At 65.4% G+C, this 17574-nt stretch carries 13 protein-coding genes; 7 read left to right on the top strand and 6 right to left on the bottom strand.

Going from position 1 to position 17574, the window contains the following annotated elements:
- The 3 genes from D7S89_RS01385 to D7S89_RS01375 are packed head-to-tail and all read left to right on the top strand — an operon-like array spanning position 1 to position 3293.
- Positions 1-2208: an FUSC family protein gene (locus D7S89_RS01385; protein ID WP_121274933.1), complete on the top strand. Its 2208-nt coding sequence runs from the start codon at positions 1-3 to the stop codon at positions 2206-2208.
- Positions 2198-2398 (top strand): DUF1656 domain-containing protein, encoded by a 201-nt coding sequence (locus tag D7S89_RS01380; RefSeq protein WP_121274932.1) that lies wholly within the window; start codon positions 2198-2200, stop codon positions 2396-2398. Before D7S89_RS01385 ends, D7S89_RS01380 begins: the two co-directional genes overlap by 11 nt.
- A gap of 34 nt (positions 2399-2432) precedes the next feature.
- A complete protein-coding gene (locus D7S89_RS01375) occupies positions 2433-3293 on the top strand; it encodes an efflux RND transporter periplasmic adaptor subunit (protein WP_121274931.1) in 861 nt (286 codons plus the stop codon).
- A gap of 46 nt (positions 3294-3339) precedes the next feature.
- Here D7S89_RS01375 and D7S89_RS01370 read toward each other — a convergent pair whose 3' ends face one another.
- Positions 3340-4251, bottom strand: coding sequence for a LysR family transcriptional regulator (locus D7S89_RS01370; protein ID WP_121274930.1), 912 nt, complete (start codon positions 4249-4251; stop codon positions 3340-3342).
- A 109-nt stretch (positions 4252-4360) separates the two neighbouring features.
- Between D7S89_RS01370 and D7S89_RS01365 the strand changes: the two genes are divergently transcribed.
- On the top strand, positions 4361-5095 hold the full coding sequence (locus D7S89_RS01365; protein ID WP_121274929.1) for an SDR family oxidoreductase: 735 nt from the start codon (positions 4361-4363) through the stop codon (positions 5093-5095).
- Between the two features lie 48 nt (positions 5096-5143).
- Here the strand turns inward: D7S89_RS01365 and D7S89_RS01360 are convergent, their stop codons facing one another.
- Positions 5144-5581, bottom strand: coding sequence for a hypothetical protein (locus D7S89_RS01360; protein WP_121275974.1), 438 nt, complete (start codon positions 5579-5581; stop codon positions 5144-5146).
- Between the two features lie 242 nt (positions 5582-5823).
- Positions 5824-7488 carry a methyl-accepting chemotaxis protein gene (locus tag D7S89_RS01355; RefSeq protein ID WP_121275973.1) on the bottom strand — a complete coding sequence of 555 codons (1665 nt, stop codon included), beginning with the start codon at positions 7486-7488 and terminating at the stop codon, positions 5824-5826.
- Positions 7489-7939: 451 nt separating this feature from the next.
- On the opposite strand from D7S89_RS01355, the gene D7S89_RS01350 reads away from it, so the two are divergent.
- Entirely contained in the window at positions 7940-9148 is a 1209-nt protein-coding gene (locus D7S89_RS01350) for an MFS transporter (protein ID WP_245982665.1), read from the top strand.
- Positions 9149-9264: 116 nt separating this feature from the next.
- Here the strand turns inward: D7S89_RS01350 and D7S89_RS01345 are convergent, their stop codons facing one another.
- The gene (locus D7S89_RS01345; RefSeq protein ID WP_121274927.1) at positions 9265-10050 is read right to left on the bottom strand and encodes a 5'-methylthioadenosine/adenosylhomocysteine nucleosidase; all 786 of its coding nucleotides are present in this window, start codon (positions 10048-10050) and stop codon (positions 9265-9267) included.
- Positions 10051-10140: 90 nt separating this feature from the next.
- Positions 10141-12513 carry a UvrD-helicase domain-containing protein gene (locus tag D7S89_RS01340; protein ID WP_121274926.1) on the bottom strand — a complete coding sequence of 791 codons (2373 nt, stop codon included), beginning with the start codon at positions 12511-12513 and terminating at the stop codon, positions 10141-10143.
- Positions 12514-12707: 194 nt separating this feature from the next.
- Between D7S89_RS01340 and D7S89_RS01335 the strand changes: the two genes are divergently transcribed.
- Both D7S89_RS01335 and galU read left to right on the top strand, forming a co-directional pair.
- A complete protein-coding gene (locus D7S89_RS01335) occupies positions 12708-15575 on the top strand; it encodes a valine--tRNA ligase (protein ID WP_121274925.1) in 2868 nt (955 codons plus the stop codon).
- Between the two features lie 55 nt (positions 15576-15630).
- Positions 15631-16512: a UTP--glucose-1-phosphate uridylyltransferase GalU gene (galU, locus tag D7S89_RS01330; protein WP_121274924.1), complete on the top strand. Its 882-nt coding sequence runs from the start codon at positions 15631-15633 to the stop codon at positions 16510-16512.
- Between the two features lie 181 nt (positions 16513-16693).
- On the opposite strand, the gene D7S89_RS01325 is transcribed toward galU, so the two are convergent.
- A complete protein-coding gene (locus D7S89_RS01325; protein WP_245982582.1) occupies positions 16694-17356 on the bottom strand; it encodes a hypothetical protein in 663 nt (220 codons plus the stop codon).
- Positions 17357-17574 lie beyond the last annotated feature (218 nt).

Below are 17574 nucleotides of genomic sequence, written 5' to 3'. Positions count from 1 at the left end.
ATGTCCACCAGCCCTTCTTCCGCGTCACGCATGCTGGCCGGCCTGCGCGAAGCCGCCGTGCAATGGTGGCGCACCGATCGCCTGACGTGGATCTATCTGCTCAAGGCGCTCGCGGCCGCTTTTCTCGCGCTCGGCGTGGCGATGAAGCTCGATCTGCCGCAGCCGCGCACGGCCATGACGACGGTGTTCATCGTCATGCAGCCGCAAAGCGGCGCGGTACTCGCCAAGAGCTTTTACCGGATCGGCGGCACGTTCGTGGGCCTCGTCGCGACACTCACGCTGATCGCGCTGCTCTCGCAGCAGCCTGAGTTGTTCCTGGCCGCACTCGCGGTCTGGACCGGCATTTGCACGGCCGGCGCCGCGCGCAACCGCAACCTGCGTTCGTATGGCTTCCTGCTGGCCGGCTACACGGCCGCCCTGATCGGCATTCCGGCCGCGCAGCACCCCGACGGTGCCTTTCTGGCTGCGCTCACGCGGGCCGCCGAAGTGACGCTCGGCGTGCTGAGCGCGGGCTTCGTCAGCGCGCTCGTGCTGCCGGAACATGCGAGCGAGCAAATACGCGGCACCGTGCGCGCGCGCTTTTCGAAGTTCGTCGAATACGTCGCAGCCGCGCTCGGCGGACGGATCGAGCGCGACCAGATCGAACGCACGAACGCCCGGTTTCTGGGCGAAATCGTCGGCTTCGAAGCGATGCGCAGCATCGCCGTGTTCGAAACCCATGACTCGCGCGTGCGCAGCGGACGTCTGGCGCGGCTCAACAACGAGTTCATGACGGCCTCGACGCGCTTTCACGCACTGCACCAGCTGATGAACCGACTGCGGGCGGCCGGCGCGACCCAGGCTGTCGACGCGCTCGAGCCCTACTTCCGCGAGCTGGCGCCACTGCTATACGAGCCGAGCGAGCCCGTCCTGACGGCGCTCGATGCCGCGCGTTCGGCCGCCAAGCTCGACACGTTCAAGGCCGCGCTGCCGCGCCGCGTGCGCGAGACGCGCGCCCTGCTCGCCGCGCAGCCCGATTTTCCGCTGCTCGACTTCGATACGGCCGCCGAGCTGCTGTACCGGTTCGTCGACGACATGCATGCGTACGCCGACACCTACGCGTCGCTCGCGACGGCCTCGCATGAGCGTGAGCGCTCGCCCGAGCGCTACGAGCCGAAGACGAGCGCATTCGTGACGGCCGTGGCCGGGCTGCGCGGCGCCGTCGTGATGGCCGCGCTGAGCGCTTTCTGGATCGCGTCGGCGTGGCCGAGCGGCTCGACGCTCGTGCTGAACGCGGCGGCCGTGTGCGCGCTGGCCTCGTCCTCGCCGCGGCCCACGCGCATGTCGTTGCAGATGGCCGGCGGCACCGCGCTCGCCGCACTCGTGGGCTTCATCGTCGTGTTCGGCGTGTATCCGCACATCGACGGCTTCGTGCTGCTGTGCCTGGCGCTTGCCGCGCCGCTCGCACTCGGCATCCTCCTGTCCACACGGCCGACGCTGGCCGGCTATGGCGCCGGCTACTGCATTTTCTTCTGCGTGCTCGCGGGTCCTGACAACGTGATGCACTACGACCCGGCCGGCTACATGAACGATGCGCTGGCGCTGTTGGTGTCGATGGCGGCGAGCGCGCTGGCGTTCGCGGTGCTGCTGCCGCCGTCGGCGCCGTGGCTGCGCCGCCACTTGACCGCCGAGCTGCGCCGCCAGGTCGTGCTGGCATGCCGCGCGCCGCTCGCCCGCGTACGTTCGCGCTTCGAAACGCGGGCACGCGATCTGGCCTTCCAGACGCATGCGCTGACCCCAGACGCGCCCGAGGCGCAGCAGCAGACCCTGGCCTGGCTCGTCGCCGTGCTCGAAGTCGGCCACGCGGTGATCGACTTGCGCCGCGAGCTGGCCGACCTGCCACCCGATGCGCGCTACGCGCCGACGATGCCCTGGCGGCGCAGCATCGCCCGAACCCGCAAGGCGCTCGTCACGCTGTTTGCGCAGCCGGGCGCGGGGCGTCTCGACGCCGCCCTGGCCGCGAGCTTCGATGCGATCGCGGCCGTGCAGCAGACGCTCGCCGCCTTTGCGCCGCCGCGCGAGGAACGGCATCGCCTGCAACGCATCCTGAGCCACCTGCATTTCGTGCGCACCGCGCTGATCGATCCGCAGTCGCCGCTGGCCGCGTTCGCGGGCCAAGCGCGCCGCAGCGATACGCCGAACTCTCCGGGAGCCCTCCATGCCTCGTGAAATCGCCATTCTCGGCGCCTACGTGCCGGCCGTCGTCGTCTTGTGCCTCGGCGGTGCCGCGCTCACGTGGGTACTGGACCGGTTGCTGGCCGCGACCGGCCTCTATCGCTTCGTCTGGCACCCGTCACTGTTTCGCGCGAGCCTGCTCGTATGCGTGTGCGGCCTGCTCGGTCTGGCCGTCTATCGTTGACCGTCGTTCGTTTGTTATCGCCCTGAGCCGAACCATGACACTAAAAAAACTCCTTGGCTTCATCGCGACGGCGCTCGTGTTCGTCGTCGCGCTGACGATCGGCCGTGCCCTGTGGATCCACTACATGGACGAGCCGTGGACACGCGACGGCCGCGTGCGGGCCGAGATCGTCAACATCGCGCCTGACGTCTCGGGCGCCGTCGTCGAGCTCGATGTCGCCGATAACCAGCTCGTCAAGAAAGGCCAGGTGCTCATGCGCATCGATCCGGCCCACTATCAGGTGGCCGTCGAACAGGCCGAGGCGGCCGTGGCGGCCCGTCTCGCCGAATGGCAGATGCGCCGCCAGGATGCCGCGCGGCGCGCCGACCTCGACAGCCTCGTCGTCTCGAAGGAAAGCCGCGAGAACGCCTCGCAGACGGCAGCGAGTGCCGAAGCGCAATACCGGCAGGCGCTCGCCGCGCTCGATGCCGCCAAGCTGAACCTCGCTCGCACGACGATCAATGCGCCGGTCGACGGCTACGTCACGAACCTCGCCGTGTACCGCGGCGACTACGCGACGGCCGGCACGCCCAAGCTCGCCATCGTCGACAGCCATTCGTTCTGGGTCTACGGCTACTTCGAAGAAACCAAGCTGCCGCGCGTGAAGATCGGCGCCAAGGCCGAGATGCGGCTCATGAGCGGCATCACGCTGAAGGGCCACGTCGAAAGCATCTCGCACGGCATCTACGACCGCGACAATCCGCAAAGCCGCGAACTCGTTGCCGACGTCAACCCGACGTTCAACTGGGTGCGCCTCGCGCAGCGCGTGCCCGTGCGGATCCACATCGACGAAGTGCCGGCCGGCGTCGAGCTGTCGGCCGGCACGACGTGCACGGTGGTCGTATCGCCGAAATGAGCGACCGGATCGATCGCGTGTGCGTGCGATCGGCCCTAGCCTACCGCTACGGCGCCGGACCGCGGAACCCAGGTAACTGCGGCAGCTTCTCGGCCAGGAAGGCCAGTAACGCGCGAGCCCTCTGCGGCTGATATCGCCGGCTCGAGTACACGAGGTGCATCGATTGCGGCGCCATCTCCCAGCGTGGCAGCAGGCGCACGAGTGTGCCGGCGTCGATCAGATCCTGAACGAGCCACGCGGGAGCCGACCCCAAGCCGATGCCCTCGACAAAACACTGCCGCAGCGCGAGCGAACTGTTCACGCGATAGCGTCCCGTCGTCGCAACGGCGACCGTTTCGGTGCCCTTGAAGAATTCGATCCGATCACCGGGCGCGAGCCCGGCGAAGCGAATGTATTCATGGGCGCTCAAGTCTTCCGGTTTCCGCAGGACCGGCGAGCGCCGAAGGTACGCCGGCGTCGCGACGAGCACGCGCGGCGAGACACCGAGCGAGCGTGCCACGGCATTGGGCGGTAGTGCTCCGCCCAGCCGGATCGCGACATCGACGCCCTCTTCGACGAGGTCGATCATGCGATCGTTGAGGATCAGCTCGATGTCGATCTCGGGATGGGCCGCGAGGAACTCGACGAACAGGCCGTTCAAGCGCAGCTCGCCGAGTCCTACCGGCGCGTTGACCCGCAGCGAGCCGGACAGCCGCTGCACCTGCCCCTTCGCCTCCGCGACGGCCTCGGCATACGCTTCGATCACACGCTTGCCGCGATCGTAGAACTGCTTGCCTTCCTCGGTCGGCGTCATGTGCGTCGTCGTCCTTTCGAGCAACCGGACGCCGAGGCTGCGTTCCAAGGCCGCGATGGCTTTGCTGACGGCGGGCTGTCCGATGCCTTCTTCGCGGGCGACGGCCGAAAAGCTCCCTAGCTCGAGTACACGCGTGAACAGTCGTAGCGAATCGAGTGAATCCAAATCATTCCCCCATGGAATGAGCCACATTCCATTGCAGCCCATATCTGACTTGAGGAGAATAACCTAGGCTTCGTCTGACGTTCCATCCCTTATCGAAAGGACAACTCAGATGAACGCAGGAGCACGCGCCGCACTCGACGGCGCTCATGTGGTCGTGATCGGTGGAAGTTCGGGAATCGGCCTGGCCGCGGCGGCGGCAATCAAGGCCCAAGGCGGGCACCTGACGCTCGTCGGCCGCTCGGCTTCGAAGCTCGAGGCTGCGGCCCAGCAGCTCGGCGGTGCACGGACCGTCGTCGCAGATATCGCCAGTCGGACGAGCATCGAAGCCTCGTTCGCCAGCATGACGCGCATCGATCATCTCGTGATCACGGCAGGCAGCCTGCATACGGGCAAACTCGTCGACACCGATCCCGACCCGCTGCTGGTCGATCTGCACGAGCGCCTCGCGGGACCGCTGTACTCGATCAAGGCGGCCCTGCCGTGGCTGCATGCACGCAGCTCGATCGTCTTGACCGGAGGGCAGTATGCGGACCGGCCGCCCAGCAGCGGCGCAGCGATCGTAGCGGCGGCCGTGAGCGGCGTGGAAGCGCTCGCACGCGCGCTGGCGCTCGAGCTCAAGCCGATCCGTGTCAACGTCGTCGCGCCCGGCCTCGTCGATACGCCGCTATTCGATGTTTTCGGCCAGGAGACGCGCTCGGCGATCTTCAAGCAGGCGGCCGACAGCTTGCCCGTCGGCCGCGCGGGCCGGCCCGAGGAGATCGCCGAGGCGATCTCTTTTCTGATGAGCAACGGCTATGTGACCGGCGAGGTCCTGCACGTCGACGGAGGCGGACGCCTCGTCTAAGCGAGCACACCGTGGCGCACCGTATTCGAGGCCGGCCGACCTGCCCGATTACGCGCGCAGCAGCGCCACGGCCTGCCGCCCGTAGCGCACGACGTAGCCGCCGTGCTGGGCCTGCCAGGCGCGCGCGGTCGGCTCATCGGGAAACCAGTTCAAGGTGAAATCGCCGGGCGGCGCCGCCTCGAACCGATAGGCGTCGAGCACGGCCGGATCGCGACCGTCGATGTCGTTCTTGCAGGTGTGCCAGTCGGCATAGCCGAGTTCGGTCGCCAGCATCGAGAACACGTGTTTCAAGCGCACCTCGGTACGCGCGGCGTAAAGCGCCGTGAGGCTATGGGCGGGAATCACGCCGGCCGCCACGATACGCCTGAGCACCGGCAAGGCGCGGGTCATATCGCCGTGGACCGCGCGCAGCAAACGGCGCGCGTGATGACGCAGGAACTGCGTGTGACTCGGCGTGGAATCGAAAGGACAGGTGGTGGACCACATCAACGTTTCTCCTTTGGTCGTGCCGTTCTCGCTGCGGCTCAAAGGTTCGACGTCGGAATACGTCCGGGGGGTGATGCGGATGACGGCAGGTGCGGCGGCTTTCGCGAGAATGGGCGCCCTGCCGCGCCCGCTGCGCATTGTAGCCGAGATACGCCTCGCGCCGCCATACCCTTTGCGCAACGTGCTAGGTATGGCGGCGCAGCGTCCCCCACCGCGGTGCGATGTCTCTGCCCGGCTGCGGCTTACAAGCTGAACTTGCCGACGAGGCGCTTGAGCGCCTTGGCCTGATCGTCGAGCGAACGCGCGGCGGCCGTCGCCTCCTCGACGAGCGCGGCGTTCTGCTGGGTGCCGGCATCCATCTGCGTGACTGCTCGATTGACTTCTTCGATGCCGGCGCTCTGCTCCGACGATGCCGCCGAAATCTCGCCCATGATGTCGGTCACGCGGCGCACGGCCTTCACCACTTCGTCCATCGTGCGGCCCGCATCCTCGGCCAGATGCGAACCGTTGGCGACGCGATCGAGCGAGGCGCTGATCAGCGTCTTGATCTCCTTGGCCGCCGCGGCGCTACGCTGCGCGAGGCTGCGCACTTCCCCGGCCACCACGGCGAAACCGCGACCCTGCTCGCCCGCACGCGCTGCTTCGACGGCCGCATTGAGCGCCAGGATGTTGGTCTGGAAGGCGATGCCGTCGATCACGCCGATGATGTCGCCGATGCTCTTGGCGCTGTCGTTGATCTCGCCCATCGTCGTGACCACGCGCGAGACGACGTCGCCGCAGGTCGAAGCGATCTCCGACGCGTTGTTGGCGAGTGAGCTGGCCTGCTTCGCGTTGTCGGCGTTCTGACGCACGGTCGAGGTCAGTTGCTCCATGCTCGTGGCCGTGCGCTCGAGCGAAACGGCCTGTAGCTCGGTGCGCTGCGACAGGTCGAGGTTGCCCATCGAGATCTCGCCTGCCGCCGAGGCGATCGCCTCGGCACTCGCGGAGATTTCGCCGACGGTCGCGGCAAGCCCCGTCTGCATGTCCGACAGTGCGTACAGCATGCTCGAGCGGTCGTTCTTCGCGAGCGCGATCGGATGCGCCAGATCGCCGGCCGCGATGTGCGTCGCGATGTCCTTGGCGTAGCCGGGCTCGCCGCCGAGCTGACGCGTCAGGCGGCGCACGACCCACTCGCTGACGACGAATGCGACGACGATCAACACGCCCGTCATGACCGCCATCATCACGAACGACGACTTGAAGATGAACGCAGAAGCATCGATCGTGGCCTTGGCCGCCGTGCCGCGCTGCGACACGAGCTCATCGACGAGTTTCTCGAGCTTGCCGGTTTCGACGAGCAGCGACACGTCCTGCATGCCGACCTGCCAGTTCATCTGCGACAGATCCAGCGACTGGGCCTTCACGAGCGTCACGAAGTCGTGCAAATGCCCGCTCCAGGTCGTGACGGCTTGCGCGAACTTCTTCTGCTGGTCGATTTGCGCACTGTCGGAGGCGTCGGTGTACTCCTGCAGCGTCGCCAGCTCGTGATTGATCGCGCTCAGGCCGCTTTCGATGTCGGTGCCGAGGTCGTCACGCTCCTTGGCCGTCGTCGCCGTCAGCAGCATCTTCTGGGCACGGCTCGCGCGCACCACGTTCGCGCGCACCTCTTCAGCCGCGCGGCTCGCCACGTGGCCTTGGTCGTAGATCGATTTGGTCGAGGCATTCAGACGGCTGATCTGCATGAGCGAGAACAGGCCGATCACCAGCGTGCCGATCAAAAGCAGCGCAAACGCAAGCCGCAGCGATGCCTTCACCGACAAGCCGTTGAGCTTGGCCTGCACCCCGCGCTTTTGCGATCGACCGCCGGTTCCTGGGTCATCCGGAACAAAGTTCGCCCCTGAACGCCTGCCCAGCGAAACTGCCTTCATATTCATTTCCCCTGTCGTAACTGCCGCCGTGATGGTCGGTTCACGGCGTTGCATGCTTGTCTTCCCTGTTCGGGTCAACGGCAACCGGTATCTCGGTCTTTAGTAGGTACTTGCCCAATGTCGACACCAGCATCGCCCGTGGGACGGGCCTCGACGCTTTATACCCGGACAAAAAGCCGCACGGCAAAACGGGCATCCGACCCGCTATTTATGACCGTATTTCATCACATGAATAAGCCACTTTGCACCTTGTGGTTGCTCCTCCAATGTCTCGTTCGCGACAAACTTTGTCCGTATATTTCGTTCGAGCCAAACTACACTGCTGAAGTACTCAGCAACAGCCTGTCGCGCGCCGCCTCGGCGACGCGCGTTTTTTATTTTTCATTCGGTCCGTCCCACGATGCAAACGAGTGTTCAAAACGAGACGCTTGCCGCAGGCTCGGCGAGCGAGATGCCCGCCCCGGCACAGCCAGCGGCCTCGAAAGTTCAACGCACCGCCTACTCGGTGCTCGGCGCGATCAGCTTCTCGCATCTGCTCAACGACATGATCCAGTCGCTGATCCTCGCCATCTATCCGATGCTGAAGCAGAACTTCTCGCTTTCGTTTGCGCAGATCGGCCTCATCACGCTCACGTATCAGATCACCGCGTCCCTGCTCCAGCCGGTCGTCGGCCTGTATACCGACAAGCGTCCGATGCCTTATTCGCTGCCGGTCGGCATGGGCTTCACGCTGACGGGCCTGCTGCTGATGTCGGTCGCACCGAGCTTTCCGGTGCTGCTCGTGGCGGCCGCGCTCGTCGGCTGCGGTTCGTCGGTGTTTCACCCTGAGTCGTCGCGCGTTGCACGCATGGCCTCGGGCGGCCGCTACGGGCTCGCGCAATCGCTGTTCCAAGTCGGCGGCAACGCGGGTTCCTCGCTGGGGCCGCTGCTGGCCGCGCTGATCGTCATTCCGCACGGCCAGCGCAGTATCGCGTGGTTCTCCGCGGCGGCGCTCGTGGGGATGTTCGTGCTGTTCAACATCGGCCGCTGGTACAGCCAGCACCCGGCAACGAAGAAGAAGAGCCAGGCGCCCGCCGCGCATCCGACGCTCTCGCGTCACCGTGTCGCACTCGCAATCGGTGTGCTCGTGCTGCTCGTATTCTCGAAGTACTTCTACTTGGCCAGCATCAACAGCTATTTCACGTTCTATCTGATCGACAAGTTCCACTTGAGCGTGCAGGCCGCGCAGATTCACCTGTTCGTGTTCCTCGCCGCCGTCGCGGCCGGCACCATCGTCGGCGGGCCGATCGGCGACCGCGTGGGCCGCAAGTACGTCATCTGGGTATCGATCCTCGGCGTCGCGCCATTCACGCTGCTGCTGCCCTACGCGAACCTGTTCTGGACCGGCGTGTTGACGGTCGTCATCGGCGTCGTGCTGGCCTCGGCATTCTCGGCCATCCTCGTCTATGCGCAGGAGCTGATTCCGGGCAAGGTCGGCATGATTGCCGGCCTGTTCTTCGGTTTCGCGTTCGGGCTCGGCGGTGTCGGTGCCGCGGTGCTCGGCCACCTGGCCGACGCGACGAGCATCAGCTACGTCTACAAGGTCTGTTCGTTCCTGCCGCTGATCGGCCTGCTGACGGTGCTGCTGCCCAACCTCGAACGCAAAGAAAAGAAAGCGTGACGGGATAGGGCCAGCCGCAGGTCGGCAGGCCCGGTGCTCAAACGCAAGAAAGCGCCGCGGCTACTCGAGCCGCGGCGCCTTTCGTTTTGGCGTGCCGTGTGTCAACGCGCCGCCCGTCAGGCGGGTGCGTACGCGGCCAGGAACCGCCGCAGGATGCCCGACGAGTAGGCCCCCGCGATGTCGGTCAGAAACGACGTGAACGACGCGGTGGCGTGATCGTCGGCCGTGTCGGAAATCGTCCGCACGATCGCGCATGCGACATCGTGCTCGTAGCACACCTGCGCAATGGCGGCGCCCTCCATCTCGACCGCGAGCGCGTCGGGCAGCGCGGCTGCAAGCGAGCGCACTTCCTGCGCGCTCGACACGAAGCGGTCGCCGCTCACGATGAGCCCGCGATGCACGCGCGCGCCGTGCAACCGAAAGCGCTCGACGAGCGCAGCGCCCTCATCGGCCACGAAGCGCTCGCAGGCTGCCGCAAGCTGGTTCGAGAGCCCGGTATCGGCCGCAAAGCGCGCGTGCCCGAGCAGCGGCACCTCGTAGCGCGGAAACAGCGGCGAGGCATCGAGATCGTGCTGCATGAGCGTTTCGCCAACCACGATGTCGCCCACGCGCACACCGGGGCCGACGCCGCCCGCCACGCCCGTGAAGATCATCTGCCTGACGCCGAACACGTGAATCAGCGCACTCGCGCTGGCCGCGGCCGCCACCTTGCCGATGCGTGCAAGCGTGACGACGCACGGCGTACCGTGCACGGTGCCGACGTGATAATCGCGCCGGCCGATGGTGACCGTGCGCATCGTGCCCTCGGCACGCATCGCATCGACGAGATCGCCGAGCTCCTGCGGCAGCGCCGCGAGTACGCCGAGCGGCGGCGTGCTTGTTACTGGATCGTGAGGATTCACCGTTGCCTTATGCCTTGGCGTTCGTTGGAGTGGGAGTGGGCGCTCGATCGAGGCGGTGCGATTCGACCTGCTTCGGTTCGATGCATCGCCTCACTCGACGACTTGCAGCTTCGCGACCGACAGCGCCAGCCACTTCTCGCCGTGCCGCTTGAAGCGCACCTGCGCGCGCGCGTCCGGGCCGCTGCCTTCGAGCGCCGTGATCGCCCCTTCGCCGAACTTCGTATGGAAAACTTGCTGGCCGACGCGAAAACCCGTCTCGGCCGCGCGCTGTTCATTCGCGAATGCCGGCAGCGGCGCCGACACGGCCGCGTCCCCAGCGTAGCTGCCATAGCCGCCGTGGCGCGCTTCACGATCGGGCCGCGAGAACCAGTCGCGCCCCCAGCCTGCGTTGTCCGAGCGGCCGCCCCAGCGCGTGCCGGCCTCGACCTTCGGCGTGAGCCACTTGAGCGTCGCCTGCGGCAGCTCGTCGAAAAAGCGCGAGCGCACGTTGTAGCGCGTCTGGCCGTGCAGCATGCGGCTTTGCGCGAACGACAGGTACAGGCGCTCCTTGGCGCGCGTGATCGCGACATACATCAGGCGGCGTTCTTCTTCGAGACCGTCGGCCTCGATCGCGCTGTTCTCGTGCGGGAACAGCCCTTCCTCGAGGCCCGTGATGAATACGGCCGTGAATTCGAGGCCCTTGGCCGCATGCACGGTCATCAACTGGATGGCATCCTGCCCCGCCTGCGCCTGATTCTCGCCGGCCTCGAGCGAGGCATGCGACAGGAAGCCCGCCAGCGGCGTCATCGTGTCGGGATTCTGAGCGGGCTCGGTCAGGCTGGCCGCATCGAGCACGACCACCTCACCCTGCCCGCCGACCTCGGGCGCGGCCGTTGCGCCGGGCGCCAGCGGAATCGAGCGCGCCGGCGTATCGAGGCCGTAGCCTTCTTCGCTGACGAACGCGGTGGCCGCGTTGACGAGTTCCTGCAAGTTCTCGAGCCGGTCCTGGCCTTCGCGCTCGCCTTGGTAAAAATCCGCAAGCCCGCTTGCACGCACGACGTATTCGACGGTCTCGGGCAGGCTCATGCGCTCCGTTTCGGCGCGCATCTTCGCGATCAGATTCGCAAACGCGCCGAGGCTCGAACCGGCCTTGCCGGTCACGTAAGGAATCGCCGCGGCCATCGAGCAGTTGTACAGGCGCGCCGCATCGGCGAGCTGTTCGATCGAGCGCGCACCGATGCCGCGCGTCGGGAAGTTGACGACGCGCGCGAACGCCGTGTCGTCATTGGGATTGTCGATCAGACGCAGATACGCGAGCGCGTGCTTGACTTCCTGGCGCTCGAAAAAGCGCAGGCCGCCATAGACGCGGTACGGAATGCCCGCGTTCACGAGCGTGTGCTCGATCGTGCGCGATTGCGCATTGCTGCGATACAGGACGGCGATCTCGGTGCGCGCGAGACCGCTCTGGTTCATCAGCGCGCGGATCTCCTCGACGATCCAGCCGGCTTCCTGCGTATCGGTGGCCGCCTCGTACACGCGCACGGGCTCGCCATGGCCTGCGTCGGTGCGCAGATTCTTGCCGAGGCGCCGCGAGTTGTTCGAGATGAGCTCGTTGGCGGCATCGAGAATGTGACCGTGCGAGCGATAGTTCTGCTCGAGCTTGATCAGATGGCGCACGTTGAACTCGCGCTCGAAGTCGAGCATGTTGCCGACGTTCGCGCCGCGAAACGCATAGATCGATTGATCATCGTCGCCGACTGCGAAGATCGCGTTCGACTGCCCCGCGAGCAGCTTGAGCCACGCGTACTGGAGCTTGTTGGTGTCCTGGAACTCGTCGACGAGGATATGCCTGAAGCGCGCCTGGTAATGCGCGCGCAGCGGCGCATTGTGCGCAAGCAGCTCGTAGCAGCGCAGCAGCAGCTCGGGAAAGTCGACGACGCCCTCGCGCTGACACTGCTGCTCGTAGGCGCGATAGAGCTCGACGAACTTCAGGTTGAAGTTGTCGCTCGCGTCGACCTGATCGGGCCGCAAGCCCTGCTCCTTCGCGTTGTTGATGAAGTACTGCAGATTTTTCGGCGGGTACTTTTCATCATCGACATTCAGGCCCTTCATGAGCCGCTTGATCGCCGAGAGCTGGTCGGCCGTATCGAGAATCTGGAACGTCGCGGGCAGCCCTGCGTCGCGGTGATGAGCCCGCAGCATGCGGTTGCAGAGCCCGTGAAACGTGCCGATCCACATGCCGCGCGTATCGATCGGCAGCAGCGCGGAAAGGCGCGCCATCATCTCGCGCGCGGCCTTGTTCGTGAACGTGACCGCGAGCACCGTCGAGGGCGACGCGAGCCCCTGCTGGATCAGCCATGCGATGCGCGTGATCAGGACGCGCGTCTTGCCGCTGCCGGCACCGGCCAGGATCAGCGCCGGTTCGTTCGGCAGCGTGACGGCCGCATATTGTTCAGGGTTCAGGTTCGCGAGCAGTTCGGGCATGGAAGACGGTGAGAAGCGACGAGGGAGCGCACTACGGTGGCGCACAAGCGAGGCGCGGCGCTCATTATAAGTCGCCATGTGCGGTCCCGTGCGGCGCGCGACGCTGCCGTCCCTTTATAATCATCGGTTTCTGTGCTGTTGCACCCGGCGGCACACCACGATATTCACACGCATTTTTCGGCGGATTTCCAACCATGACCGACACCACGCTGGCGAAGAGCTTCGAGCCCCAGACGATCGAGGCCCAATGGGGCCCCGAATGGGAAAAACGCGGCTATGCGGCGCCCCAATTCGAGCCCGGCCGTCCCAATTTCTCGATCCAGCTTCCGCCGCCGAACGTCACGGGCACGCTGCACATGGGCCACGCGTTCAACCAGACGATCATGGACGGCCTCACGCGCTACCACCGCATGCTCGGCGCGAATACGCTGTGGCTGCCCGGCACCGATCACGCGGGCATCGCCACGCAGATCGTCGTCGAGCGCCAGCTCGATGCCCAAGGCATCTCGCGCCACGACCTCGGCCGCGAGAAGTTCGTCGAGCGCGTCTGGGACTGGAAGCAGGAATCGGGCTCCACGATCACGCGCCAGGTGCGCCGGCTCGGCGCCTCGATCGATTGGTCGCGCGAGTACTTCACGATGGACGACAAGATGTCGCCCGTCGTCGCCGAAGTGTTCGTGCGGCTCTACGAGCAGGGCCTCATCTATCGCGGCAAACGGCTCGTGAACTGGGATCCGGTGCTGATGACGGCCGTCTCCGATCTCGAAGTCGCGAGCGAAGAGGAAAACGGCCATCTGTGGCACATCCGCTACCCGCTCGCCGACGGTAGCGGCCATCTGACGGTCGCCACGACGCGCCCCGAGACGATGCTCGGCGACGTGGCCGTGATGGTGCACCCCGAGGACGAACGCTACGCCCATCTGATCGGCAAGCAGGTGAAGCTGCCGCTGACGGATCGCGAGATTCCGATCATCGCCGACGACTACGTCGACCGCGAATTCGGCACGGGCGTCGTGAAAGTCACACCCGCGCACGACTTCAACGATTACCAGGTGGGCCAGCGCCACGGCCTGCCCCAGATCGAAATCCTCACGCTCGAGGCCAAGATCAACGACAACGCGCCGGCCGCATATCGTGGTCTCGACCGTTTCGACGCGCGCAAGGCGGTCGTCGCCGATCTCGACGCGCTCGGCGTGCTCGAGTCGGTTCAGCCGCACAAGCTGATGGTTCCGCGCGGCGACCGCACGGGCGTCGTGCTCGAGCCGCTGCTGACCGACCAATGGTTCGTCGCGATGAGCAAGCCGGCGCCCGAGGGCACGTTCAATCCGGGCAAGTCGATTGCCGGGGCCGCGCTCGACGTCGTGCGCAGCGGCGAAATCAAGTTCGTGCCCGAGAACTGGACGACCACCTACTACCAGTGGCTCGAGAACATTCAGGATTGGTGCATCTCGCGCCAGCTCTGGTGGGGCCATCAGATTCCGGCCTGGTACGGCGAGAACGGCGAAGTGTTCGTCGCGCGCAGCGAAGGCGAGGCGCGCGAGCAAGCTCAGGCGCGGGGCTACACGGGCGCGCTCAAGCGCGACGCGGACGTGCTCGATACGTGGTTCTCGTCGGCGCTGGTGCCGTTCTCGTCGCTGGGCTGGCCGAACGACACGAAGGAGCTCCAATGCTTCCTGCCTTCGTCGGTGCTGGTCACGGGCTTCGACATCATCTTCTTCTGGGTCGCCCGGATGATCATGATGACGACGCACTTCACGGGCCGCGTGCCGTTCCACACCGTGTACGTGCACGGCCTCGTGCGCGACCACGAAGGCCAGAAGATGTCCAAGAGCAAGGGCAACACGCTCGATCCGATCGACATCGTCGACGGCATCGATCTCGAGTCGCTCGTGAAGAAGCGCACGACGGGCCTCATGAATCCGAAGCAGGCCACGACGATCGAGAAGAAGACGCGCAAGGAATTCCCCGATGGCATCGCCGCCTTCGGCACGGACGCGCTGCGCTTCACGATGGCCTCGATGGCCACGCTCGGACGCAACGTCAACTTCGACCTTGCGCGCTGCGAAGGCTATCGCAACTTCTGCAACAAGCTCTGGAACGCCACGCGCTTCGTGCTGATGAATTGCGAGGGCCATGACTGCGGCTTCTCGAAGCCCGGCGATTGCGCACCCGGCGATTGTGGCCCCGGCGGCTACACCGATTTCTCGCAGGCGGACCGCTGGATCGTCTCGCTGCTGCAGCGGGTCGAGGCCGAAGTCGAGAAGGGCTTCGCCGACTACCGCTTCGACAACATCGCGAACGCGATCTACAAGTTCGTTTGGGACGAGTACTGCGACTGGTACCTCGAGCTCGCCAAGGTGCAGATCCAGAACGGTACGCCCGAGCAGCAGCGGGCCACGCGCCGGACCTTGCTGCGCGTGCTCGAAACCGTGCTGCGCCTCGCGCACCCGATCATCCCGTTCATCACCGAAGCGCTGTGGCAGAAGGTTGCGCCACTGACCGACGCCTATCCGCGAGGTGTGGCCGAAGGCGCCAGCTCGATCATGGTGCAGGCCTACCCGCGCGCCGAAAGCAAGAAGATCGACGAGACGGCCGAGCAATGGGCCGTCGATCTGAAAGCCGCCATCGATGCGTGCCGCAACCTGCGCGGCGAGATGAGCCTGTCGCCGGCCACGAAGGTGCCGCTGCTCGTGCACGGCAATGCCGACGCCTGGCGCACGTTCGCGCCGTATGCGCAGGCGCTCGCGCGGCTGTCGGAAGTGCGCGTGATCGCCGACGAGCAAACGCTCGATGCCGAAGCACAAGGCGCACCGATCGCGATCGTCGGCGGCGATAAGCTGGTCCTGAAGGTCGAAATCGACGTCGCAGCCGAGCGTGAACGGCTGGGCAAGGAAATTGCTCGTCTTGACGCGGAAATCACCAAATGTGCGGCCAAGCTCGGCAATGAGGCATTTGTCGCAAAAGCACCGGCAGCCGTCGTGGAGCAAGAGCAAAAAAGGCTGTCACAATATCGGGACACCATCGCCAAGCTGAACGCTCAGCTGGAGCGTCTGCCCGCCTGACGCCACGATCGTCAGGTGTAACAGTCAAGGAATCGAGATAACCAGGGTAATTGTCATGCTAAAAGTCACCAAGGCAGTCTTTCCGGTCGCCGGCCTCGGCACCCGCTTTCTTCCGGCTACCAAGGCCAGCCCGAAGGAAATGCTGCCGATCGTCGACAAGCCGCTGATTCAATACGCGGTCGAAGAGGCCATGGCGGCCGGCATCACGGAGATGATCTTCGTGACGGGTCGCAGCAAGCGCGCCATCGAGGATCACTTCGACAAGTCATACGAAATCGAAGCGGAGCTCGAAGCGCGCGGCAAGGAGCGCCTGCTCGAACTCGTGCGCAGCATCAAGCCGAGCCACGTCGACTGCTTTTACGTGCGCCAGCCCGAAGCGCTGGGCCTCGGCCATGCCGTGCTGTGCGCCGAGAAGCTCGTCGGCGACAACCCGTTCGCCGTCATTCTCGCGGACGACCTGCTCTATGCGGTGCCACCGGTCATGAAGCAGATGATCGACGTGTTCGATCACTATCACAGCTCGGTCATCGGCGTCGAAGAGATCCCGCCGCAGGACACGAAGTCGTATGGCATCGTCGACGGCAAGGAGTGGGAAGACGCGATCATCAAGATGTCGGGCATCGTCGAGAAGCCGGCGCCCGAAGTCGCGCCGTCGAACCTCGGCGTCGTGGGCCGCTATGTGCTCAAGCCGCGCATCTTCGAGCATCTGCGTTCGATCAAGCCCGGTGCCGGCGGCGAAATTCAGCTCACCGACGCCATCCAGTCGCTGCTGGCCGATGAGCAGGTGCTCGCCTACAAGTACCACGGCACGCGCTTCGACTGCGGCAGCAAGCTCGGCTACCTGAAGGCGACGGTCGAGTTCGCGCTGCGTCACCCCGAAGTGGCTGAGGAGTTCGCGACCTACCTGCGCACGCGTGCGCCCGTGATGGACAGCTGAGGCGCTCCCCACCGCTTCCGGCGTGCCAGCGCTTCAACGGGCTGGCACGCTGCCCCGTTGTCCTGTTTCACGGCATCAAAAAAGAACCCGCCGGTGCTGCCGCATTCGATGAGAACATGCAGCGGCACGCGGGCGGGACCGAACTGATGGCGAGGTGAACCAGGGCACCCCGCAGCACACCTTAGAAGCGGTACGTCACGCCGATCTTCACGATCGGATAGATACGGAGCCGGTCGACCTTGTCGCGCAGTTGCTGCTCTTCCGCATCGACGTTGGACTGCCCTGCTTCGGCGACGATCGCCGGCGGCACGTCGAAATCCAGATGCGGGCGGCCGTACGCGATGCCGGCGTCGAAGAACATCCCCCACCCCTTCGTGGCTTGCGGCGAGTGGCCGAAGCCGATGCCCACATACGGGCGCAGCGTCGGATAGGTCGCCTTCGCGTGGATCTGCTGACCCAGCGACGAGTAGGCAGTGCCGTTGATCGTGTAGGTGCCCGACGGCGCGTTGGCCGTTGCATCGATGTTGTCGCCGCCGATCAGCACGCCGGCCGTCAAGCGGAACGGCACGTGATTGGGCACCGGAAAGAAGTCGAGATACAGGCCGCCGTGGTAGAGGTTGAGCTTGGCATCGTAGTCGATATTGCCAGCCGTGAAGTTGTGCGAAAGGCTGAATCCGTTGAACTCGGCCCGGGCATTGAACATCGAGCCGAGCACGTGGCCGTAGCCGAGACCGAACCCTTCGGTGCCGACCTGTCCGTAGATTTCTTGCGATACCTGCGCCTGCGCAGCCGACCCACCTGCGAGAGCGAGTGCGGCAACGGCGGCACCCATCCACTTCTTCATTGCATCATTCCTTGTTTGCGAAACGCCGGAGAGACTTCGCGCGGCGGCGCGCGAGGTCAAAGCACGCACACGTTTGCGCTTGCATGCGAGCAACGGAGCAAGCACTTGTGTACGAGCAGGTTTACGGCGTGCACAAGACGTTCTTGAACAAACAAGTCCGTCAAGTCACAAGGAAATTTCGTCGTCCGAATTGATTGATTTCGTCGTACGAATTAATG

The organism is Trinickia fusca (genome assembly GCF_003628145.1).
Taxonomy (GTDB): domain Bacteria; phylum Pseudomonadota; class Gammaproteobacteria; order Burkholderiales; family Burkholderiaceae; genus Trinickia; species Trinickia fusca.
This window is presented reverse-complemented; position numbering and strand designations above follow the sequence as displayed.